Origin of the sequence: Nonomuraea sp. NPDC050556 (assembly GCF_044457355.1) — a bacterium.
GTDB lineage: Bacteria > Actinomycetota > Actinomycetes > Streptosporangiales > Streptosporangiaceae > Nonomuraea.
The window spans coordinates 2252470-2271497 of the sequence record NZ_JBITGU010000002.1 but is presented as its reverse complement, the minus strand read 5'-3'; the positions used below and the strand labels follow the sequence as shown (position 1 = coordinate 2271497).

Sequence of the window (19028 nt, the reverse complement as noted above, 5' to 3'; positions counted from 1 at the left end):
TCCTGCCATCTACTGAGAGTGGTCTCGGCAGCTAGCAGGAGGCGACGGTGAACGTCGATACTGAGTTTCACGGGCCGCACATCGCCGAGCCCGACATGCCGGTGCGTGTCAATTGGTTCGAGCCCATCGCGCGCTGCCAGCGGGTCAGGGTGTCACGGCACACCTGCGAATGCCTACCCGTGCACTTCGAGCTCTGCCGTGCGGCCGGTCTGGGATTCGTGCGCCGCATCATCAGGCGTCCCGGCAAAACCGTGGTTCAGGAGACGGACTGGATGCGGGTGCCTGAGGCGGAGCAACTCTGGGCTCTGCTGTTGAAGGGCAGAGCGGTCTGACCGCTGAGACAGCCTCTCGTAGGCAACTGGTAGGCAACCTGAGAGCGGCCACACCGCGAGCTCTCCATACCCAGGCCAACGGCACGTACCCCCGGCAGCTCGCCGACACAACTGGCAGGCGTAAGCCACCCTCAAAGCGCCAGAACGCAGAGGCCACTCGGCCAGTAACATATATCCACCCACCATTATCAATTCACATAACACCTCTCGACTATTTAATTTATTCGCCATGAATGCATGCCGGCCACCTTTTGTCTGTGTGATTGAATGCCTATCTGACCTGGTAAAACATCACACAGAAGCATTGATTCGATCTCTCAATTGCGATTCAATTGAATTGAGCAAAGAAAGGTGCGGCGCAAGTCGCGAGAGATCGGAGAGCGGTAATGTCGAAGTGTTCATTCGGCAAGTACGTTCCCGCGAATGTTCCGGGAGCGAAACTCGCAGCAGACGACATGGCGCGCGTGACGCCGGACGACTGGACGGAGATCCGTAAGCTTGCGCGCGGATACTGCCGGACAGTTGACGCCACGCGGTCACGTAAGCGCATGGACGGGAGCGCCACCGTCGTCAAGGGCGGACACGCCCCGTACGGCACGGACGACGTCTCAGACGACGTGACGCAGGATGCGGTGCTCATGTTCGCCCAGCGCCTGAGCGACATCACGGCGCGATGCAAGATCGCGCCGGAAAGCACACCGGACGCTCAGGCGTGGATCTACGTCCGCCGTGACGGTGGCGAGATGATCATCACGCGGACCACTCTCAAGCGCTGGGCGGTACGTGACGCCGCCGCGCGCAACGGCTACAGGATGGACGTCCCCCCGGACGAGATCACCGCTACGCCGCACGCTCAGCTCATGCGCGGGCTTCCCCATGCGGAGAGCGTCACCCGCGCGGCTGTGGCGTTCAGTGCTGCTCAGTACAGCGCGACGGTCTTCCGTGAGGCGTTCGGCGATGGTCAGGAGTTCCCGACGATCGCTGACGCGCTGGACATGGGCGCGAAGGCGGACGACGTCGGGCGCGCGGGGATCATGAGCCGCATCGCTCAGGAGCGGTACGGTGGGGCATACGGCTCTCGCCGGAACGTGATCCGCGTGCGTGACGCCGCGCGGGTCGAGATGCGTGAGCTGTCAGCGCGTCTTGATGAAGCCAGGGACGCGCTTGTCTTCGGGAGTTCGGAACCCGTAGACGGCTGAACCCAGCGCGGATAAGAGGGCCCGAGAGAACCATTCTCGGGCCTTCTTTCTGTGTGAATGGGTGGACGGTTGGGCTGCTCTGAGGGCCGTATTTAGGTAAGTGCAAGTCGTGCTCTGAACAGCACGAACGCCGAACGAAGACCGTTGAGAAATTGCGAAATCGCGGACGGTTGAGTCGTTCCGGCGACCGTATTTAGGTATGAGAGTGAAACGCGGCGCTGAAGCGCCGTACTACAGCTCTCCGATTCGCCTGAGCGCCGAACGCGTCATGCGGCGGTGGCGATTCACATACGGCAACGGCTGATTGAACCCGTGAGCGGCGATCGCGACGCGCGCCGTACACGTGGTCCCGACACCGGATCGGGAGCACGCCGCACACAGGGAGTCCACATGGACGTCAGTCAGGCGTTGACCCATCTCATCAAGTCAGAGCTGGCCCCCATGCAGTTCAGCACTGGATCCAGGGGATTCCACGGCTCAGGAAAGATCGTCGCCGAGGGCATGAGGTACCAAGCACAATGTCAGGCGATCTTGATCGGTTCCAAGAGCAACCCGAACCTTACCGTGGACGCGACGTGCGACGAGATCGCCGCCGCCCTTACGGCCCTGGTGGTGGACGGGCTCCAGGCTCGCCGGTTCAGCACAGGGCGGACCGGATTCCGGACCGACGGCAAGATCCAGGCTGGTGGCCAGCGCTATCAGGCTTCGGTGCAAGCCGTACGGCTGTAGTCCCACAGCGTGCCGGGATGTCGCGCGTCTTCCGGCACGCGCCCAACGCAGAGCGAGGAGGAGGACGATCATGAACGTCGGGGATCTGACCGTCGCCGGTGGCGGACGCGTGATGCGTATCTTGGCGATCCGCGATGGACACGACGACACGGTGACGCTGGTTTCAGCGGCAGACCCGAGTGCAGAACGCGAGTACACGGCCACGCACTGGCTGACCCCGTTGCCGAGTGGCGCTGACGTGGTCACGTGCTTGGGATGCTCGTATGACACCCACCTGTGGACGGACGCCACCCACACCAACCGCTGGTCCGGGCACCGGATGCGGTTGATCCGCTGCGCCCGTTGCTACGTGGATCTCCTCGGCTTCCGCCACATTGAGCTACACACCACCAGCACCACCATCCGTCACCACCACTTGGAGCGCTGACGAGTTCTCGTCCTGCCCGTTGGATGGATCATCAGTCCGACCCTGATGCCCACCAGGCCGATCGATGCCGATCATGCCTCCGCTGTTGACGCGCTTGTGACCACTGGAGCGCTGGTCAAGGCCGCCCGGACCGCACTGCCCTTCCTCACCTCGGAGTCAGCTCAGATGGCGTGAGCACTGTCGCTCTATCACTGGCTCGCCTCATTTCGACCACCAAGCACGGCACTGTCCGCTGTGCGGTAGGTCCGCTCTGACCGCTCCACCCAGCCGCGCGCCGTACGGACCGCTCCCGCCGTACGGCGCGTTCCTTTTCCACCAACAGGAGGTTCGCCATGTCCGAAACCATCAGGATCAGCCACCCGTCCGAGTTCCTGGCAATCGTCCCCTACGTACTGGGCTATCACCCCGAAGCCAGCATCGTCGCCGCCGCCTTCGGGCGGATTGAAGAGAAGCTGCTCTTCATGCTCCGCTTCGATCTCCCGGACGACTCGGCGGAAGCTCGTGAATTGGTCAGCCAGATGACCGGAATGCTCGCTCGCAACGGGTGTGAGCGTGCCCTGCTGGTCGGTTACGGTCCTGGCTCTAGGGTCACTCCAGTGATCGACGCCGCAACGGACATGCTGGCCACGGCCGGTATCGATCTCATGGACGCGCTGAGGGCCGAGGACAATCGGTACTGGTCCTATGGCTGCTCCGATCCCGGGTGCTGCTCTCCGGACGGCGTGCCGTACAACGTCTCCGAGTGTTGTGCGGCGAGTCTGGCCGTCGTCGCTGGACTGGTCGCGCGGCCGGATCGCGCCGCCTTCGTGAGCATGCTCGATCCGGTGACAGGACAGGAACGGGAGGAGATCACCCTCGCCACCAGGACCCAGTGCGATCACGCGCGGTCGCTGGTCGAGACTGCCATCGCCCGGTACTGGTACCAGGAGGGGTTGGACAGGGTTGACGATGCTCTACGCGCGGTTGCAGAAGGTCGGACGATCCCCGCCGATCAGCTGGCGTGGCTGGGAGTTCTCCTTACCGCCCTGTTCGTCAGGGACGGCGCGATGACTTACATCGAGCGCTACGACGATGACACACACATTCGCCTGTGGACGGATCTCGTACGGCGAGTGGATCCGGCATTCGTCGCCGCACCAGCAGCGCTGCTGGCCTTCGTGGCTTTCCGCAGCGGCAATGGCGCTCTCGCCCGAATCGCTGTGGAGCGGTCGCTGGCCGCTGATCCCCGATACCGGCTCGCTCTGCTCACTCGCGAGGCGCTGGACTGGGGAGTTCCACCGTCTGCAGCGGGCGGAATGGACTGCGCCAACATGGGCGACGCCATCCTGCGATCCGTCGATCATTATCCGCACCTTGCGGCACCCACACTCCCCGAAGGTTGGTGACCTTGATCAGTTCAACCATTGCCCGGTCCGCCCACGTTGTTGGCGTGACCGGGCACATGGTGTGCGTCACAGCGGGGGATGCCCCAAGCCCGTTAGGAGCTTGCTACGGGGAGATGACCCTCCGCGATCGGTAGTCCGGCGGCATGCATTCACGGGAGCATGACGTACGGAAGGAGGGGCGGATGAACGAGGCAACGACGGATTTGCTCTTCGACGTGATCAGACGCCTGGAGAAGAGCATCGTCGCCAGGGACTGCCCCGCGATCGTCGCTGTGGAAGGGGCGCGCAAGCTGCTCCTGAGCGATTACGACTACGTTCGTGATCAGGCGGCTGCTGCCGGATTCGAGGAACGCGCGGCGCGGAAGGCCCGAGAAATCCAAGCGGCGCGCTGGGTGCTGGCCGTTCCACAGGTTTGGATCTTCAAGCCACCCAGCACCGTAGCCATGCGTGCTGTGTCGAACCATCCACTGCGCGAAGGCGAGCAGGAAGCCATCACCTGGATGACCTTCGACCAGGTTGACGGAATCGATTACGGGCGAGTCGCCTACGCCAGGCGGCCAAACGGAGAGCCGGTCTTCGAGGATCCGGAGGTATTCGAGGTCGACATCCGGCCACGAGCGACCATGCCCGGCTACGCGTTCCTACAGGTGTTCCTGGCAGACGATGAGGGCCGACCCCCGGAGGAATCGGCCCTCTGACCAGCATCAACTTTCCGAGCGAAGAAAGGCTGAGCGGTCATGCTCAAGCCTACGGCGAGATGAGTATCCCGACGAGCCCACCCGCGAAAAGGAAGGGCCCGAAAGGCAAGGGGTCGCTCAGCCGCCCACGGCGGGTGGCCAGAAGGCAGAGTGCGTAGACACCCGCCAAGCATGGACCAGCCGCCATGCCAGCTAGCCATGTGTGCGGGCCCAGCATGCCGAGGAGCATCCCGACTAGCCCACTGGCCTTCACGTCGCCCCCACCAAGCGATGGACTGAAGGCCTTGAAGGTCAGGTATACGGCGAACGCGGCCACCGCACCGAGCGCGGCGCCGTAGACCACGACCCATCCGCCAGCGAACGGCGCGGCGACGGCGATGAGCAGGAGCAAGACCGGATAGGAAGGCAAAATCAGGCTGTCTGGTAGCCGGTGAAGCCGCCAGTCGATCGCACTGAGTGCCACGCCGCATGATGCAGCGAACAGATGGGGCAGGAGCAGTGCTGAAGGCCATAGATCCCAGGTCAGCGCTCCGAAGATCAGCGCCGTGCAGACCTCGGTCAGAGGCCATGACCCGCGCACTGCTCGACGGATCATGGTTCCGACCGTGCAACCGAGAAGTGCCGCGATCAGGCAGACGACCATGGGTCGCCATTCTGGCCGCTCAGAGGATGTTGACGACCCCCTTCGCGTGAAGGAGGTTGCGCGGCTCGCTCGGACAGACGCGCCAGAAATCGCGGGGGCTGGGCGCGTGGTTGGGCTTTACGCGCCCAGCGGGGATTCCGGCCAGTACGGGACCGCCTGCTGGGCGGCCGCAGCGATGGCCGCGCCATCGAGTTCGACGATGCTCAGCTGGATACCGCCGACGGGCCACTCCACAGCGAGCTCAAAGCTCTCCCGGGGAGGTGAGGGCCAAAGCCACAGCCCCATGGTCATGACACCTGCATCCTCGTCACCGCTGCGCATGGACATGCCCGGGAGCAGCAAAGAAAGCTGCGGGCCTGGTGGCGGGTCCTGCGGGAGCTGTGCTCTGTCCAAACGTTGTCCGACGGTGGTGGCCTTGGCGCCGTCGGCGAAGCGCACGCCGAACCGTAGCAGCTGGTCCGGTAACGGCTGATCGGCCCTAACCCCGGTGATCATATGAGGGAACACGGATAACTGGAGAGCCTGGAAGTCGTCGGTGGATAGAGTCTGCCGCCTCGTGACGATGTCCACATTGATCAGGCAGCCGGTGCTGAATGCATGGATCGTTGGCAATGTAATGGCGACATTCGGGGTGCGGGCCAGCGTCATTCCGCCGACCATCACCGCGCCCATCTCTTCCGCTGGCGGAGCGGACCAGACCGGCAGTCCAGGCTTGGGTGGGGGAGTCGATTCCTCCTGCACTGGCGGGGGTTCAAAGAACATATTTTCACCATACGGAAATTCCTGCGGACTTGTCGTCATGTCGGAGGCAGGGTGGAATTCCATGATGGTCTCCAAGGGTTGGCTAGCCCCGGGGGCGGATGGCTCCGGCGAATTCGGATTCCCGGCGGGGGACGTCGGCCCAGGTCTCCACACGCACGCTGCTGCCGGTGAACGGCGCGTGGACCATGCGACGGCTGTCCAGGGCGATGCCGACGTGATGGATGGTCGCGGGATCGTTGGGGTTGGTGGCGAAGAAGATCAGATCGCCTGGCTGGATTTGGGATCGGGGAACGCGGACGCCGGATGTCCACTGCGAAGAGGTGTGACCGCCTACGGAGACGCCGGCCTTTCCCCAGGCGTATTCGGCCAGGCCTGAGCAGTCGAAGCCGCGCGTGCTTGCTCCCCGCCCGATGCCGTACGTCGGGCCGGACTTGTTCCCACCACCCCAGCTGTACGGCACGCCGCGCATCGTGAGTGCCGCCGCAACCGCGAGCGCGCCGCGGGTGGACCCTGCCGCGATCGCCGTAGTGGCCTCGCTCAGCTTGGCCTTGAGCTGCTTGCACAACTTCTGGGCCTGGCCTGCGACGATGCTCTCTGCTGCCTTGCGTGAACCCTTCGGCCCCAGATTGGCAGCGATATCGTCCACGAGCGCCTGCCGGGGGATGCCCAGAGATGCGGCGGTCTCGATGCTGAGCCGTACTGCCTTCTCATCGGCTTTGGGTAGCGGCGCAGTCGATTTCCACAGGGAGGCCACGATCTGCTTGGCGAGAGGTTCGTGCTTGGCGTAGGCGCCCCGGAGGTCGGAGCGGGGACGCTGGACGATCGCGGCAGCTTTCGTGAGCGGCATGTCGGCCCAACCCTGTACCTTGATCAGGCGCTGGTAGAACGACTTCGCAGCATACGAAGGCGTGGTGACCTGCTCGCGAGTTCCCCAGCCCATCGTCGGACGCTGCTGGAACAGCCCGAAGCTGGTTCCGTGATCCCCGACTGTGGCGTTGTTCAGCCAGCTCTCCTGCAGCGCGGTTGCGATGGCGATCTCGGCAGCTCGCCGGGGAAGCTTGAGGTCGATGGCGACCTGGACGATGGTCCGCGCATGTCCCACCTGGCTCGCCGTGAGGCCGTGTCGCGCCGAGGGAGCGGCTGCTTCCGTCTTCGGGGCGTAGGCGCAGACAGCGTTGGCCAGCCTGCTCTGGTCGGCGGCGACTGAGGCGACCTGCGCACCACCGCCGAGGCCGGCAATGAGCACGACGCTGGAGACAAGGCCGCCTCCGGCGGCGACGAGCTTGGCAACTCCGGCTTCCACGATCACGCGTCCTCCTCCTTCGCGGGGGAGTGACCGAGGTTCGGCCAGTGCGTGGCCAGGTCCGCGAGTGAAAGGCGTCCCTCAGCCCGGTTGGTGGGGAGCCATACGGCTTCCGCTGGACTTCCGGTGTCGACGGCGGTTGCCACTGGGATCAGCGGATAGATCGCGCGGAAGCGGAGCCGGGTGTGCAGACTCTTCTCGCGGCGCTCGTCCGGGGTGAGGAACAGGACCGGAGTGTTGATCTCGGAGGATCTGGCGAGTGAGGCATATCCTCCGAGCTTGTTGACCACGCGGTCGAAGGTCTCGGTGCCGTTGTCGTATTCGAGGAAGAAGTCCAGCGTGACGCCATCGCAGGCCCATCGGCCGTAGGCGTCCGGGCGGACGTACTTGCCCCAGGTGGCCTTGCATCGGTCCTCGGTCCACCACGTGATCAGAGAGCAGTCTGGTTGCCTGCGGGCCAGGCTGGAAAGCGACGCGAAGGCACCGTTGACGCCGATCGTGTGGGCGAGCCGTTGGCTGTATGCGATCGCCAAGGCTCGGTCGCGGCGGTATCCGAACTCGGCAGGGTCAGCTCCGCTCTCCTGAGCCAGTACGGCTGCGCCTGCCTCGCCGAGGACGTAATGCCAAGGGGCTGAGCCGACGGGTGGCTTGGGTCTGAAGCGGTCGACGACGCCGAGTTTGTGAAGCTTGGCGAGCCGGTGGCGGGCGGTGATCGGGTTGTCGAACAGGAGCTGCGTCAGGTGCTGGCTGGTGAGGGCCTTGTAGGTCCAGACCAGGCGCAGCAGCCGCCGATCGCGCTCGGTGAGCTGGGTGGCCAGCGACGCGAGCACGCGGGGGGTGTAGTGCTGGTTCACGCGGTTCCTCCAGGGGGTTACCGCCGGGGGTCGTCTTCCGGCGGGGCATCGGGGGCGGGGCCTGCACGGCCGAAGGCCGCTGCGGCGGCGGCACGTACGCGCTGCGCGAGAGCTACGTCAGGTTCGGGAAGTGGGCGGGTGCGCAGGGTGAAGGGCGGAGCTTCGGCACTGCTGACGACCAGTCGTGCGGCGGCTTGGAACGCGTCGAGGTTCGCCAGGTCGTGGGTGTTCAGCCACGGGGTGAAGTGGCGCTCGACCTCGCGGGCGTCTTCGGGAGAGAGTAAGAAGTAGATCTTGTTGCGCGCATCGGAGCTGATCGCCTGGCGCAGATCACGCGGGAGCTGGGCGAGGTGCTGGTGGGCGAGCACCATCGACAGCCGGTAGGCGCGAGCCTCCGCGAGCATGTCGCTCAGCGCGTGCGGAAGATTCAGGAAGTTCTGCGTCTCGTCGATGTAGAGCGCCGCAGGGTGGCGGCCCTTCCCGAGCCGTGCTCTTCGCGAGGCCGCCTGCCAGACTTGGGCGACGAGCAGGGAGCCCAGGAGGCGCGCGGTATCGTCGCCGAGAACCCCCTTGGGAAGGCGAGCGAGCAGGATGCCGCCGTCGAGCACGTCACCGACGTCGAATGTGGAACGTTCCGAACCGAGGACGTCGCGCACGAACGGCCGGAGCATGAAGGCTCGCAGCTTGTTCATGATTGGAGCCGTGACGTGCGCCTGCGCCTGCTCGGAGAGGTGTTCGTACCAGTGCCAGAACCCGAGCAGAAAGCCGTCGCTGAGCCGTTCGATGTGTTCGCGCCGGAAGACCGGATCGGTCAGCAGCGCGGGGATGTCGGCCAGGGTGCCGTGAGACTGGGCGAGGGTGAGGGCGCAGCCGCGCAGGATGTCATCCGTACGCGGGCCCCAGTAGTCGGCGTAGATCTTGTGGAAGATGCCGACGAGGTTGTCCACACCGGTCTCTCGGTCACGGTCGCCGAGCACGTTCAGTGCGGGGCGGGGATGCTGGTCGTCGGGATCGATCAGGACGACCCTGGAGGCCGCGTCCTCAGGTATGAGTCCGAGCAGGTCGGTGATCAAGTCGCCCTTGGCCTCGATGACCGCGACCCCACGCCCCTGCTGGATGTCAGAGAGGATCATTTGCGCCAGCAACGTTGACTTGCCCGTGCCGTTGGGGCCGAGGACGTGCACGTGGTGGCAGGAGTCCACCACGCGTAGAGCGACCGGGCGGGCGTGACCGGCGTCGGAGAAGCCGAGCACCTTGCCGGAGCTGGCGATCCGCGGCGATGGAGCGACGGTGTTCGCGCCTGCCCGCCGTAGCCCTGGGACGGCTACATCCAGGGGGAGATGGGCGAGAGCTGCCAGCTCCGGGACGGACAGCAGGAAACCACGGCCGAGCCGTCGATATTCAAGCCGTTGAGCTGGCAGAAGAAGGCGGTGCCGTTCCAACCGATTGTGTCCGGCGTACAGGGAGAAGGCGGACGCGAACGCGTGCGCTCGCCCACGATTGGTGTGTGCCTTGACCTCGGTGTACTCCGGATCGGCCTGTACGGCGTAGCGGATCGCGACCTCGTACCGCGCCCGCACAGCCTTGTCGCGGATGGCACGGGCCTCTGTGGACTCTTCCAGCCACTCGGCCCAGTCGCCGGTCCGGCGCCGAGAAGGCGCCGAGCCTGGGGCCGCGAGGTCGAGTACGGCCCGCAGCATGAGCGCAGGACGCTGGGCGAGCCGCTTGCCAGTGGCCGGGCGGGCGAGGATCTGTACGGCTGCGTGCTGCCACGTCGGCATGCCCACTCCGGCGCCGATCAGCGCCCGTAGAGGGTCGCTGCCCTGATCGTGTCGGATCGGGAGGCGGTCTCCGCGAGCCAGGGTGAACTGACCACCCGTGACCTGGCCGACGAGAGGGACGGGAGGACCTGCCGATTGCATGGCTGTGCGAGCCGATGGCCACGCTGCCTCGATGGCGTGCTCGACCAGGCGCTGAGGAACAGCGCCCGGAACCCAGAGCCTGATGTGAACGCCGTCTGAGCCGAAGAGGTACTCGAAGACCAGATGCGGCTGGCCGAACAGGAGGCGCTTCCACGCCGGGCGGAGCAGCCCCATCAAGTTGCCCCACAGGGCCTCGGCTCCAGGCATATCTGCGACGGGCGGAGCAAGGATCTCCACGAACCGCGCGCCCTTCAGCAGGAAGTGGTGGCGCGCGTGTGTCATCAGAGATCGGCAGACGAGCAGGATGACGTAGCCGGAGAGGGCGATCACACCGAGTTGCCAAGCGTGAAGGCGTAGCCAGGACAGAACCGCATCCGGGTCGTTGAGGAAGTCGTACAGCATCAGTAGTCGAACTCCTCTTCGTCCTCGTAGGCGAGAAGCTCTTGGGGCGTGGACGTGACCAAGCGGTGCTCCTGCTCGCTGGCCAGCACCTGGAAGGCCACCCGGGCGGCTCCGGCGTTCGCTGCCAGAAGTCCGAATCCTCGCTCGGCGGACAGCAGGAGCTGCCGTTCACCGTCGGAGAGCCGGAACGCCTCGGTGATCTTGTCGATCGCTTGGGGTGCCTGCTTGAGCAGGATCTGCGTGGTGGAGTTGGCGATGATCGCCTGGCCGATGTCGGAGCTGAGCAGGTCGGCCGCGTCCTGGGTGATCACGCTCAGACCGGCCCAGTGCTTGCGGGCGGCCTTGGCCATACGCAGGAGGAACTTGGCGCCCTCGGGGTCCTTCATGAGCAGCCAGGCCTCGTCCACCACGACCAGGCGAGGCCGCCGGTTGTTGGGGCTGGACACCCGCCGCCAGATCGCATCCAGAGTCAGGAGCGTGCCGACGGCCTTGAGCTCGTCAGGAAGATCGCGCAACGAGAAGACGATCAGGTGCGAGTCCGGCCGGGTGGTGGTGTGGCCGTCGAACAGGGTCCGGTGGCTCCCGGTGACGTACGGCGCGAGTCCGGCGGCCAGCTCCTTGGCCTTTGGATCAGGGTCGGATTCGAGGGCTTCCGACAGGTCGCTCATCAGGGGCGGGCGCTTGTTCCACGTACGGGCGTCGAAGGTGATCCCGGCCCTTTTGTAGGCGGCGAGGATGCCCCGGTCGAGCGCGGCTTTGGCGGCGTTGCTGAGCGGCTCGCCGAGCATCACGGCGATCAGCGTGTGGAGGAAGAGCGAGCGGCGGGTCAGCGGGTCACCGTCTCGTTGGCTCTTCGGCGGAAGGTCGAAGGGATTGAGGCGGACCTGGGGCGCTCCCAGGTGAAGATAGGCGCCACCGACCGCCGCGCACAGGCGGGCGTACTCGTCCTCGGGATCGATGACCGCGACCTCTATCCCCGCGTACAGGGACCGGAGGGCTTCGAGCTTGGCCAGGTAGGACTTGCCCGCGCCGCTGCTGGCGATGATCGTCGAGTTGTGGTTGGGCTGGGCGAATCTGTCCCAGGCGACCAGGGAGGCGCTGGCGGCGTTCGCGCCGTACAGCACGGTGGTGGGACCGAGGTCAGCGGTCAGGTCCGGCGAGGTGAAGGGGAAGGCCGCCGCCAGGGCGGGAGTGTCGAACGTACGGCGCTGGGCCAGGTTGTCGTACGCCAGCGGGAGGCTGCTGATCCACCCCTGGAGCTGGCGGAAGGCCACCTGTCGGGCATCGAGCAGGAGCGAGGCAGCCAGGGCGCGCACCTGGGCGACGGCGTCGTCGAGTTCCTCCTCCGTCGTGGCATGGACGGTGAGGTAGATGGAGGCGCGGAACAGCTTGGCCTGGCCGCGGGCGAGCCGGGATGCGAGGTCCTGGGCGTCCTCAGCGGCGGCTTCCGTGCCAGGGTCCAGCAGGCGTCCGTGCTGCTGGTCGGAACGTAGGCCGGACTCCAGACGGGCGAGCTGCTTGCGCAACCGGTCGGAGGCCACCAGGGAGGGGACGGGGTCGATGTGGAGGGATACGTCGAGCCGTCCGGGATAGGTGAGAAGTGGCTCCAGCCAGCCCGGCGCGACCTCGCGGGGGTAGCCGGTGATGGCGAGCGTGGCGCACAGGCTGTCGCCAACGCGTAGCCGCCGTGGCTGGACCTCCACCGCGTCAGGGCCGAAGTCCGAGGCGGCGGCAGCCGCACGTCTGAGCGACGGAAGGTTCACCAGTTCTCCCCTCGGGTGATGACTTCGCCTGGCATGGCGAAGTCGGTGGAGGCCAGTGGCGGCGCGGTGGGATCGAAACAGGCGGTCAGCAGCGCGTGAGCTGCTGATGCGTCGAGCAGCCGGACGGTCAGCCCGCAGGCGTTGAGGAGCCGGGCGGCCTCGTCGAGGCGTCGCAGGGCTCGTGCCGCCGCTGCCTCGCGACCGTGGGTTCCGGTGACGGGTTCGCGGATGACGAGCAGGACCTGGCGGCGAAGAAGGTCGTGGCGTGCCGAGATGCCGGCGAGGAAGGCGGCGTGCTCGTGGGCGGCTGCGGTGAGTGCCGGGTGGGGGAGCTGGCTGGCGCCGTCTTGAAGGTTGGCGATGGTCTCGGACAGGTCGACTCGTTCGGCTCGGACCAGGATTTGAGCGGGGCCGGACAGGGAGTTGAGCCAGCGGCCGAAGACCGCAACCAGCGCGTCTTGCTCGTCGGGAGTGCGCAGGGCGAAGCTGACTGTGGAGACTTCGGCGACCGCTGCCACACCGTCGTTGCCAAGCTCGATCAGCCCGTCACGGCCGACTCCGTGGGCGGGAAGGCGAAGCGGCGCGGGGTTGGGTCCGGGTTTGGCGATCATCCACGTGGGCGTGGCCGGGATGTCGTTGTGCCCCGATACGAGGTGCTTGGGAGAGCGCTGATGGTTGAGCGCGGCGAGCAGGTAGCGGTCGAGGGAGACTCCATCGCGCTTGCCGATCGCGAGCAGGATCCCGGCAACGGCGACGGGGAAGGCGACTGCGCCGCTGGCAGCGAGCGGTACGCGGTCGCCGACAGCGAGGTAGGCGGCGTAGAGTCCTGCTCCCGTGACGGCCAGGATGATCAGCTGTCGCAGGGTGAATCCGGAGACGATCTTGTCTTCTTGATCCACATCGGCCGGGATGCGGACGGGCTGGACCCAGCTCATCGGCCATTACCTCCTTTGGGACGGCGTCGTGGTGGTGGCGGTGGATTTCGTCGGCGCCCCGGGTTCTCCGGCCAGTCGACAGATCCAGGGATCGGCGCATTGGGCGGCACGATGGGTCGAACCGTTCTCGGCGGAGTCGGTGGCGGGTTGATCTGGGATTGAGTGCGCAGGTTTTGCATCTGGCCCAGCCCGGCAGGTCCGTTGGCGTAGTAGGTCTCGCGGGGGAAGCCGTAGACGGGCGCGGTTCTCGGGACAGGAGCAGGCGGCACGGGTGCGGGCCGGTACTTGCCCTGGATGGCAGGCGCGGTCGGAGCATGCTTGACCGGCGCGGGCAGCCAATCCTCCGCACGTACAGGGCGAACGGCTCCCACCGGAGCGTGCTTCACGGGACCAGGGCCACCGCGGGCAGCGCTGGCCGCAGTGGCAACCGTTCCAGCTGGTCCTGCTGCCGCGGGCACAACTCTGCCGACCAGCGTGGAGGTGGCGAGGCTGCTGGGCGTGGACCCTCTGCCGCCGCCCTTGCCTCTCCCGAGGTGGAGCGCGTTGAGGACGGGGTTGGTGAGCTTGTACGCCAGGGCGTACTTGAAGATCCGCGTGATGGTCCCGCCGCCGGTGGTCGCGGCGAAGATGCGCCGGGAGATCCACGTGGGGATGCGGACCAGGATGACCAGCAGGCAGATCGCGAGCAGCAGGTTGACGAGCTGACCGGTGGGGGCGACTCCGGTGAGGAGACGGCCGTCCTGGTTGAAGAAGATGCGTACGGCGAGCACCAGGGTGAGCGATTGCGCGACCTGGATGACGAGCAGCCCGGTGAACGCCCTCCACCAGAACCGCGCGATCCCGTCGGTGTGCGGAAGCGCGTGGCAGGCCAGCGCGAGGGGCGCTGCCACCACCAGGAGGAGGACGAGGGCGGCGCGCATGATGAAGGTGAGCAGCAGCAGGAGGAGCAGGATCACGGCGACCAGGGCCAGCAGGATGTAGAAGATCTGCGAGCTCTGGGTGGGAAGGATCATGTAGCGCAACGTGGTCGACGCTCGCGAGGGATCGAAGCCCTGTCCGAGGAGGGTGTGGGACAGGGCGTTGGCGATCTCGATGGCCTTGCCACAGAGGAGGAAGCTGATGTTGGTGGCAAGGATCGCGGCTGCCAGGCGCGGCAGGACCTCCTTGACGGCATACCGGGTCTGGACGGTCTCGTAGCCCATCGCGGCAATGGCGCCGACGGTGGCAAGCAGGACGAAGCCGCTGTTGGCAATGACGGCAGTGGCCTTCCAGATGTCGAAGACGCGGCTGCCCTCGGAGATGTCCGGGGTGGCAAGGAGCGTGGAGTCTAGGAGGTCCAGGAGCGGCTTGATTGCCGCGCTGACCAGATCGGCGAACCAGGCGTTGATCTGTCCGACGATCCAGCCGCCGATGCCTCCGCTACTGCCGCCCGGCGGCAGGAACGGCAACGGCCTGTCAGAAGGTGAGGGGCTCGGCGTGGGCACGACGGGTACGTGCTGAAGCATGAGATTCACCCGCCCACGACGCTCTTGAGGGCCGTCACGAACAGCGGGGCGAGGATGGCCAGGGCGTAGCCGAAGGCTGCGGCCTTGAGCGCTGTCTTGGCCTTCTGGACCTCGCCTGGGTCGCCTCCGGCCACCAGGTAGCGCAGGCCGCCGATGGTGAGCATCAGGGTGGCCAGAGCTGCAAGCAGGCCGATCAGCCAGTTCCGGAGGTTGTCGAAGACGGCGTTGAGGTCCGCAGGACCGCCTGCCGCAGTGGCAGCGAAGACCCCGATCGCCTCCGCTGCCACGTAGATGATCACGAGTGCTGCCACTACGGCGATGTGGATCAGATGCCGCTTCTGGTGACGATGCCTGCCGTTGTGGTTCCGCGCGGAGCCGGTGGCGTTGTCCCTTGCTCCCTTCGGGTCGGTTGCCGTTGCCGCATCCGGAATGGGCTGGCTCCGCGCGGAAGTCTCCTCTACTCCTCCAGGGGGTGCGGAAGTGATCGTCAGGGACAGGCTCGGCTCGATTTCCCCCTGCCGCAGCGCTGCCACCAGGACCGGCTCGCACCGCTGCCGCCGTTTCCGCGCTGCCGCCTCGCTCATTCCCAGCCGCTCGGCGGCCTGGCTCAGGGTGAGGCTCTCCAGCCGGGTCAGCCCGACCAGCTCAGCGTCCAGCTCGGTCAGCACCCCCTGGGCAACCGCGTCCAGGAGGACGAGGTCCGGGTGGCCCCAGGGCCGGTGCGGCGCGGCTGACTCCTTCAGCGGCAGGCGGCGGCCGGTCTCGGTGGCGAGCTTGCGTACGGCACGCTCGCCGGCCCAGCGGGCGATCTCGCAGAGCCTGGGTCGGATGCCGGGCAGTTCGAGCTTGATCCGCTGCAGGGCGTCCAGAAAGCCGGTCAGGACCTCGATGTCAACGTCCTCGGCCTCGCAGGCGGGAAGGTCGCGAGTGAGCGCGCCGGAGATCTGCCGCAGGGCCGGGAGGGCCATGCCGACGGCGGCGACCGTCCAGGCGGCTCCGTGCCTGCGGGATCGTGCGACCAGCTCACGCCAGACGGCGTCGCGGGTGTCGTTGGTGACATCCCGGCTGGTGAGCAGCATGCGCAGGTCCAGTAGCGGGAGCGGTTCTTGGGGAAGGTCGGGGGCGAGACCGGCGCAGTTCAGGGTCATGCCGCCGGGGTCGGCCACCAGGAGCCGGAAGGCGGTCTCAGCTGTGTCCAGGGGTGAGCCGGTCGTGAGGTCGGCGCTCATGTTGTTTCTCCGGGTCGAGTTCGGTTTCTCGAATCCGGTTTAACCAAGCGCTCAGAACTGGCTCAGAATTCTGCCTTTGATTTCCTGCTCTGAATCAAATCTGAGCTGAGTCTGAGTGTGCTGCTGTGCTGGTCAAGCGCCTCTCCTGGCGTACGCATCCGGAAGACGCGTGTCCCAGCCAATGCGATGGAGAATCAGAATGAAGTAACTGTCGTACCGGTTCCGATTCAAACTGCCAAAGCGTTTGTCACCTGGACCCGGCACCAGATCTCGGCCGCCACTCCCGAGCGGTTCGCGATCGGGGCGCAGACCCAGGACGGCACGCTCGTCGCGGTCGCGATCGTCAGCGACCCGATCGACAGGTTCATGGCGGACTGCCGCACCGTCGAGGTCACCCACCTGGCCGGTGACCTCCCCTCGGCGGAACGGGTCTTGCTCGGTGCCGCCGCGCGAGCCGCTCAGGCCATGGGCTACCAGCGGTTGATCACCTACGCCCCCACCGCTCGGTCCGCCGGCTTCGAGCCCGTCCCAGACGTCGACCCCGTCCTGTGGCAGCTCACCCTCCCGCTCGGAGGGCAGCGATGAGGTTCCTGTCCCTGGGGGCGGGAGTCCAGAGCAGCGCCCTCCTTCTGCTCGCCATCGAGGGTCGCATCCCTCGTTTCGACTGTGCGATCTTCGCAGACACCCAGTTCGAGCCAGCGGCCGTATACGGCCACCTCGATCGGCTGGAGAAGCTCGCCTCCGACGCCGGTATCCCAGTGCGCCGCGTTTCCTCGGGAGACCTTCGCCGAGACTCTCTCGACATCGAGCGCCGCTTCGTGTCGATGCCGCTGTTCGTCCTCGGACGCAACGGCGCTCGCGGAATGCTGCGCAGGCAGTGCACGTCAGAGTACAAGATCGCCCCGATCAAGGCCGAGGCGCGTCGCCTCCTCGGATACCCACACCCGGCACGCGTGCCCCGCAGTGTCTACGCCGAGCAGGCCATCGGCATCAGCGTGGACGAGTTCCACCGCGCCAAAGACGCCCCCGTCCGATACCTCCGCAACGTCTTCCCACTCCTGGAACTCGGATGGACGCGCGCTGACTGCCGCACCTACCTGACCTCGCAGGGGTTCGCAGACACCCCCCGTTCCGCCTGCCTGGCATGCCCCTACCACCAAGACCGCGAATGGGCCCATCTCCGAGACACCGACCCGGACGGCTGGGCCGAGGCGATCGCATTCGACGAAGCCATCCGGCACGGCTATCCCGGCGCCCGGAAGATCGACGCCACCTACTACCTGCACCGATCGCGCAAACCGCTGGCCGAAGTCGTCTTCACCGGCGACGACCGTCAGCAGCCGCGCCTTGGCTGCTCGCCGTGGTCCTGCCGCTCTGAGGCGGGTGAAGTGTGATGCCGATCCTCGCCTCCCCGGACAAGCTGTCCCTGTTCCCGCCCGCCTACCTGGGCCCGTGGATCGGCTCCATGTGCACCGGGTACGGCGGGCTGGACCTGGCGGTCATGGAGGTCTACGGAGCCCGGCTGGCCTGGTGCGCCGACAACGACCCGCACGCCGCCAAACTCCTCGCCGAACGCTTCCCCGTCGTCCCGAACCTCGGCGACCTCACCCAGGTCGACTGGACCACCGTCCCGCGCGTCGACATCGTCACCGCGGGCTTCCCCTGCACCGACATCAGCTACGCCGGCCGCGGCGCCGGGCTCAAGGAGGACACCCGCAGTGGACTGTGGTTCACGATCGCTCACGCCCTTCGCATTCTTCGACCCAGCCTCGTCTTCGTGGAGAACGTCCCCGCCCTGCGCAGCCGGGGTCTCGACCGCGTACTCGGCGACCTGGCCGCCCTCGGGTACGACACGGTCTGGGCGTGCCTACGCGCCAGCGACATCGGCGCCCCGCACCGCCGCGAGCGCCTCTTCATCCTTGCTGCCCACCCCGACAGCCCGCGACCATCACGGCGCAGCGAACCCGGTGATCCGCAAGGAGAGGGGCCACATGGTGAACCTCACCGACGTGGCCTGCACCCACCTACTCCCAACCCCAGCAGCGTGCAACCCCAACGATGGGGAGACGCCGGACTCCTGGCTGCGGCGCAGAGACCGCCAGCGCCCGACCCGTGCCCTCCCCCTGGCGATCGCGGTCAAGCTGCTTCCAACACCACGAGCCAGCGACACCGGCACGGTCGGGCGCAGGCCGGGGCAGGGATTCCGCCCGCCGCTGTCGGCAGTGCTCCTACCGACCCCGAAGGCCAGCGACGGAACCAAGGGGTACGCCCGGCAGACCGACTCCCACGGCCACCCGACGCTGCCAGGGATCGCCTCCCGGATTGGGGGCCGTATGAACCGGCCATATCCCGATGGGAGCGCGTCTTCGATCGATCCGTCCCCAACCCCACCGAACTCGGCACTCGAGGTCAACCACGCCTCTCTGCCCGATTCGTCGAATGGATGATGGGCCTGCCCAACGGCTGGGTCACCGACATCGAGATCCCACGGACCGCGCAGATGCGAGTCCTGGGCAACGGAGTCGTGCCTCTTCAGGCAGTCAGCGCTCTGGACATACTCGCCAGCCGCTTCGACGGCACAGAAACTACCTGGGGCGCGCATGAGGGCTGAAGCAGCAAGTCAAACGGTACCCGACGTGATCTTCCGACCTCCGCGGGTGGAAGATCGCTCAGCCGAAGGCGAGCAGGATCAGCGAGTGGCCCTCGAACTTCCAGAGCTGCCATCGTCGCTGCCGCCGGGCGTGGGCCGCGCCCTCCTCCAATTGATCATGGACCTCCAAACACAGAAGAGCGAGGACTAGTGCCGGTAGTCAGCTCACTGCTGACTACCGGCACCATCTACGAGTTCCATAGCGGCCCAGTCAGACAAGGTGAAGGCGAAGGGCGCGGTCGGACCCTCCTGCCACGAATAGCAAGCCAGCGAGAACAGCATTCGTGGCC

General features: G+C 66.4%; 18 protein-coding genes. 9 read left to right on the top strand and 9 right to left on the bottom strand.

Annotated features, from left to right (window positions below; genetic code table 11):
• Positions 1–47: 47 nt before the first annotated feature.
• The 6 genes from ACIBG8_RS28945 to ACIBG8_RS28920 all read left to right on the top strand — a co-directional run bounded on the left by ACIBG8_RS28945 (position 48) and on the right by ACIBG8_RS28920 (position 4770).
• On the top strand, positions 48–332 hold the full coding sequence (locus ACIBG8_RS28945; RefSeq protein WP_397346089.1) for a hypothetical protein: 285 nt from the start codon (positions 48–50) through the stop codon (positions 330–332).
• Between the two features lie 455 nt (positions 333–787).
• Positions 788–1531 carry a hypothetical protein gene (locus ACIBG8_RS28940; protein WP_397346088.1) on the top strand — a complete coding sequence of 248 codons (744 nt, stop codon included), beginning with the start codon at positions 788–790 and terminating at the stop codon, positions 1529–1531.
• A 390-nt stretch (positions 1532–1921) separates the two neighbouring features.
• A complete protein-coding gene (locus tag ACIBG8_RS28935; RefSeq protein WP_397346087.1) occupies positions 1922–2260 on the top strand; it encodes a hypothetical protein in 339 nt (112 codons plus the stop codon).
• 70 nt (positions 2261–2330) lie between these two features.
• On the top strand, positions 2331–2687 hold the full coding sequence (locus tag ACIBG8_RS28930) for a hypothetical protein (RefSeq protein WP_397346086.1): 357 nt from the start codon (positions 2331–2333) through the stop codon (positions 2685–2687).
• Between the two features lie 332 nt (positions 2688–3019).
• Positions 3020–4072 (top strand): DUF4192 domain-containing protein, encoded by a 1053-nt coding sequence (locus ACIBG8_RS28925; RefSeq protein WP_397346085.1) that lies wholly within the window; start codon positions 3020–3022, stop codon positions 4070–4072.
• 182 nt (positions 4073–4254) lie between these two features.
• The gene (locus ACIBG8_RS28920; RefSeq protein WP_397346084.1) at positions 4255–4770 is read left to right on the top strand and encodes a hypothetical protein; all 516 of its coding nucleotides are present in this window, start codon (positions 4255–4257) and stop codon (positions 4768–4770) included.
• A gap of 49 nt (positions 4771–4819) precedes the next feature.
• On the opposite strand, the gene ACIBG8_RS28915 is transcribed toward ACIBG8_RS28920, so the two are convergent.
• The 9 genes from ACIBG8_RS28915 to ACIBG8_RS28875 form a co-directional block, all read right to left on the bottom strand.
• Positions 4820–5413: a prepilin peptidase gene (locus tag ACIBG8_RS28915; protein ID WP_397346083.1), complete on the bottom strand. Its 594-nt coding sequence runs from the start codon at positions 5411–5413 to the stop codon at positions 4820–4822.
• 117 nt (positions 5414–5530) lie between these two features.
• Entirely contained in the window at positions 5531–6238 is a 708-nt protein-coding gene (locus tag ACIBG8_RS28910) for a hypothetical protein (protein ID WP_397346082.1), read from the bottom strand.
• A 19-nt stretch (positions 6239–6257) separates the two neighbouring features.
• Positions 6258–7484, bottom strand: coding sequence for a C40 family peptidase (locus ACIBG8_RS28905; protein WP_397346081.1), 1227 nt, complete (start codon positions 7482–7484; stop codon positions 6258–6260).
• Complete coding sequence (locus ACIBG8_RS28900) at positions 7481–8332, bottom strand: replication-relaxation family protein (RefSeq protein ID WP_397346080.1); 852 nt, start codon at positions 8330–8332, stop codon at positions 7481–7483. Before ACIBG8_RS28900 ends, ACIBG8_RS28905 begins: the two co-directional genes overlap by 4 nt.
• A 17-nt stretch (positions 8333–8349) precedes the next feature.
• On the bottom strand, positions 8350–10656 hold the full coding sequence (locus tag ACIBG8_RS28895) for a type IV secretory system conjugative DNA transfer family protein (RefSeq protein ID WP_397346079.1): 2307 nt from the start codon (positions 10654–10656) through the stop codon (positions 8350–8352).
• A complete protein-coding gene (locus ACIBG8_RS28890; RefSeq protein ID WP_397346078.1) occupies positions 10656–12419 on the bottom strand; it encodes a VirB4 family type IV secretion system protein in 1764 nt (587 codons plus the stop codon). Before ACIBG8_RS28890 ends, ACIBG8_RS28895 begins: the two co-directional genes overlap by 1 nt.
• Positions 12416–13354 (bottom strand): PrgI family protein, encoded by a 939-nt coding sequence (locus tag ACIBG8_RS28885; protein WP_397346077.1) that lies wholly within the window; start codon positions 13352–13354, stop codon positions 12416–12418. Before ACIBG8_RS28885 ends, ACIBG8_RS28890 begins: the two co-directional genes overlap by 4 nt.
• Complete coding sequence (locus ACIBG8_RS28880; protein WP_397346076.1) at positions 13351–14859, bottom strand: conjugal transfer protein TrbL family protein; 1509 nt, start codon at positions 14857–14859, stop codon at positions 13351–13353. Before ACIBG8_RS28880 ends, ACIBG8_RS28885 begins: the two co-directional genes overlap by 4 nt.
• A gap of 5 nt (positions 14860–14864) precedes the next feature.
• Positions 14865–16088, bottom strand: a complete 1224-nt coding sequence (locus ACIBG8_RS28875; protein ID WP_397346075.1) for an RNA polymerase sigma factor — start codon at positions 16086–16088, stop codon at positions 14865–14867.
• Positions 16089–16274: 186 nt separating this feature from the next.
• On the opposite strand from ACIBG8_RS28875, the gene ACIBG8_RS28870 reads away from it, so the two are divergent.
• From ACIBG8_RS28870 to dcm, 3 genes are read left to right on the top strand one after another with little or no spacing between them, the layout of a single operon-like run.
• The gene (locus tag ACIBG8_RS28870; RefSeq protein ID WP_397346074.1) at positions 16275–16673 is read left to right on the top strand and encodes an XF1762 family protein; all 399 of its coding nucleotides are present in this window, start codon (positions 16275–16277) and stop codon (positions 16671–16673) included.
• Complete coding sequence (locus ACIBG8_RS28865; protein WP_397346073.1) at positions 16670–17482, top strand: hypothetical protein; 813 nt, start codon at positions 16670–16672, stop codon at positions 17480–17482. The genes ACIBG8_RS28870 and ACIBG8_RS28865 overlap by 4 nt, the downstream gene beginning before the upstream one ends.
• Positions 17482–18699, top strand: a complete 1218-nt coding sequence (dcm, locus tag ACIBG8_RS28860) for a DNA (cytosine-5-)-methyltransferase (RefSeq protein ID WP_397346072.1) — start codon at positions 17482–17484, stop codon at positions 18697–18699. Before ACIBG8_RS28865 ends, dcm begins: the two co-directional genes overlap by 1 nt.
• Positions 18700–19028: the final 329 nt, after the last annotated feature.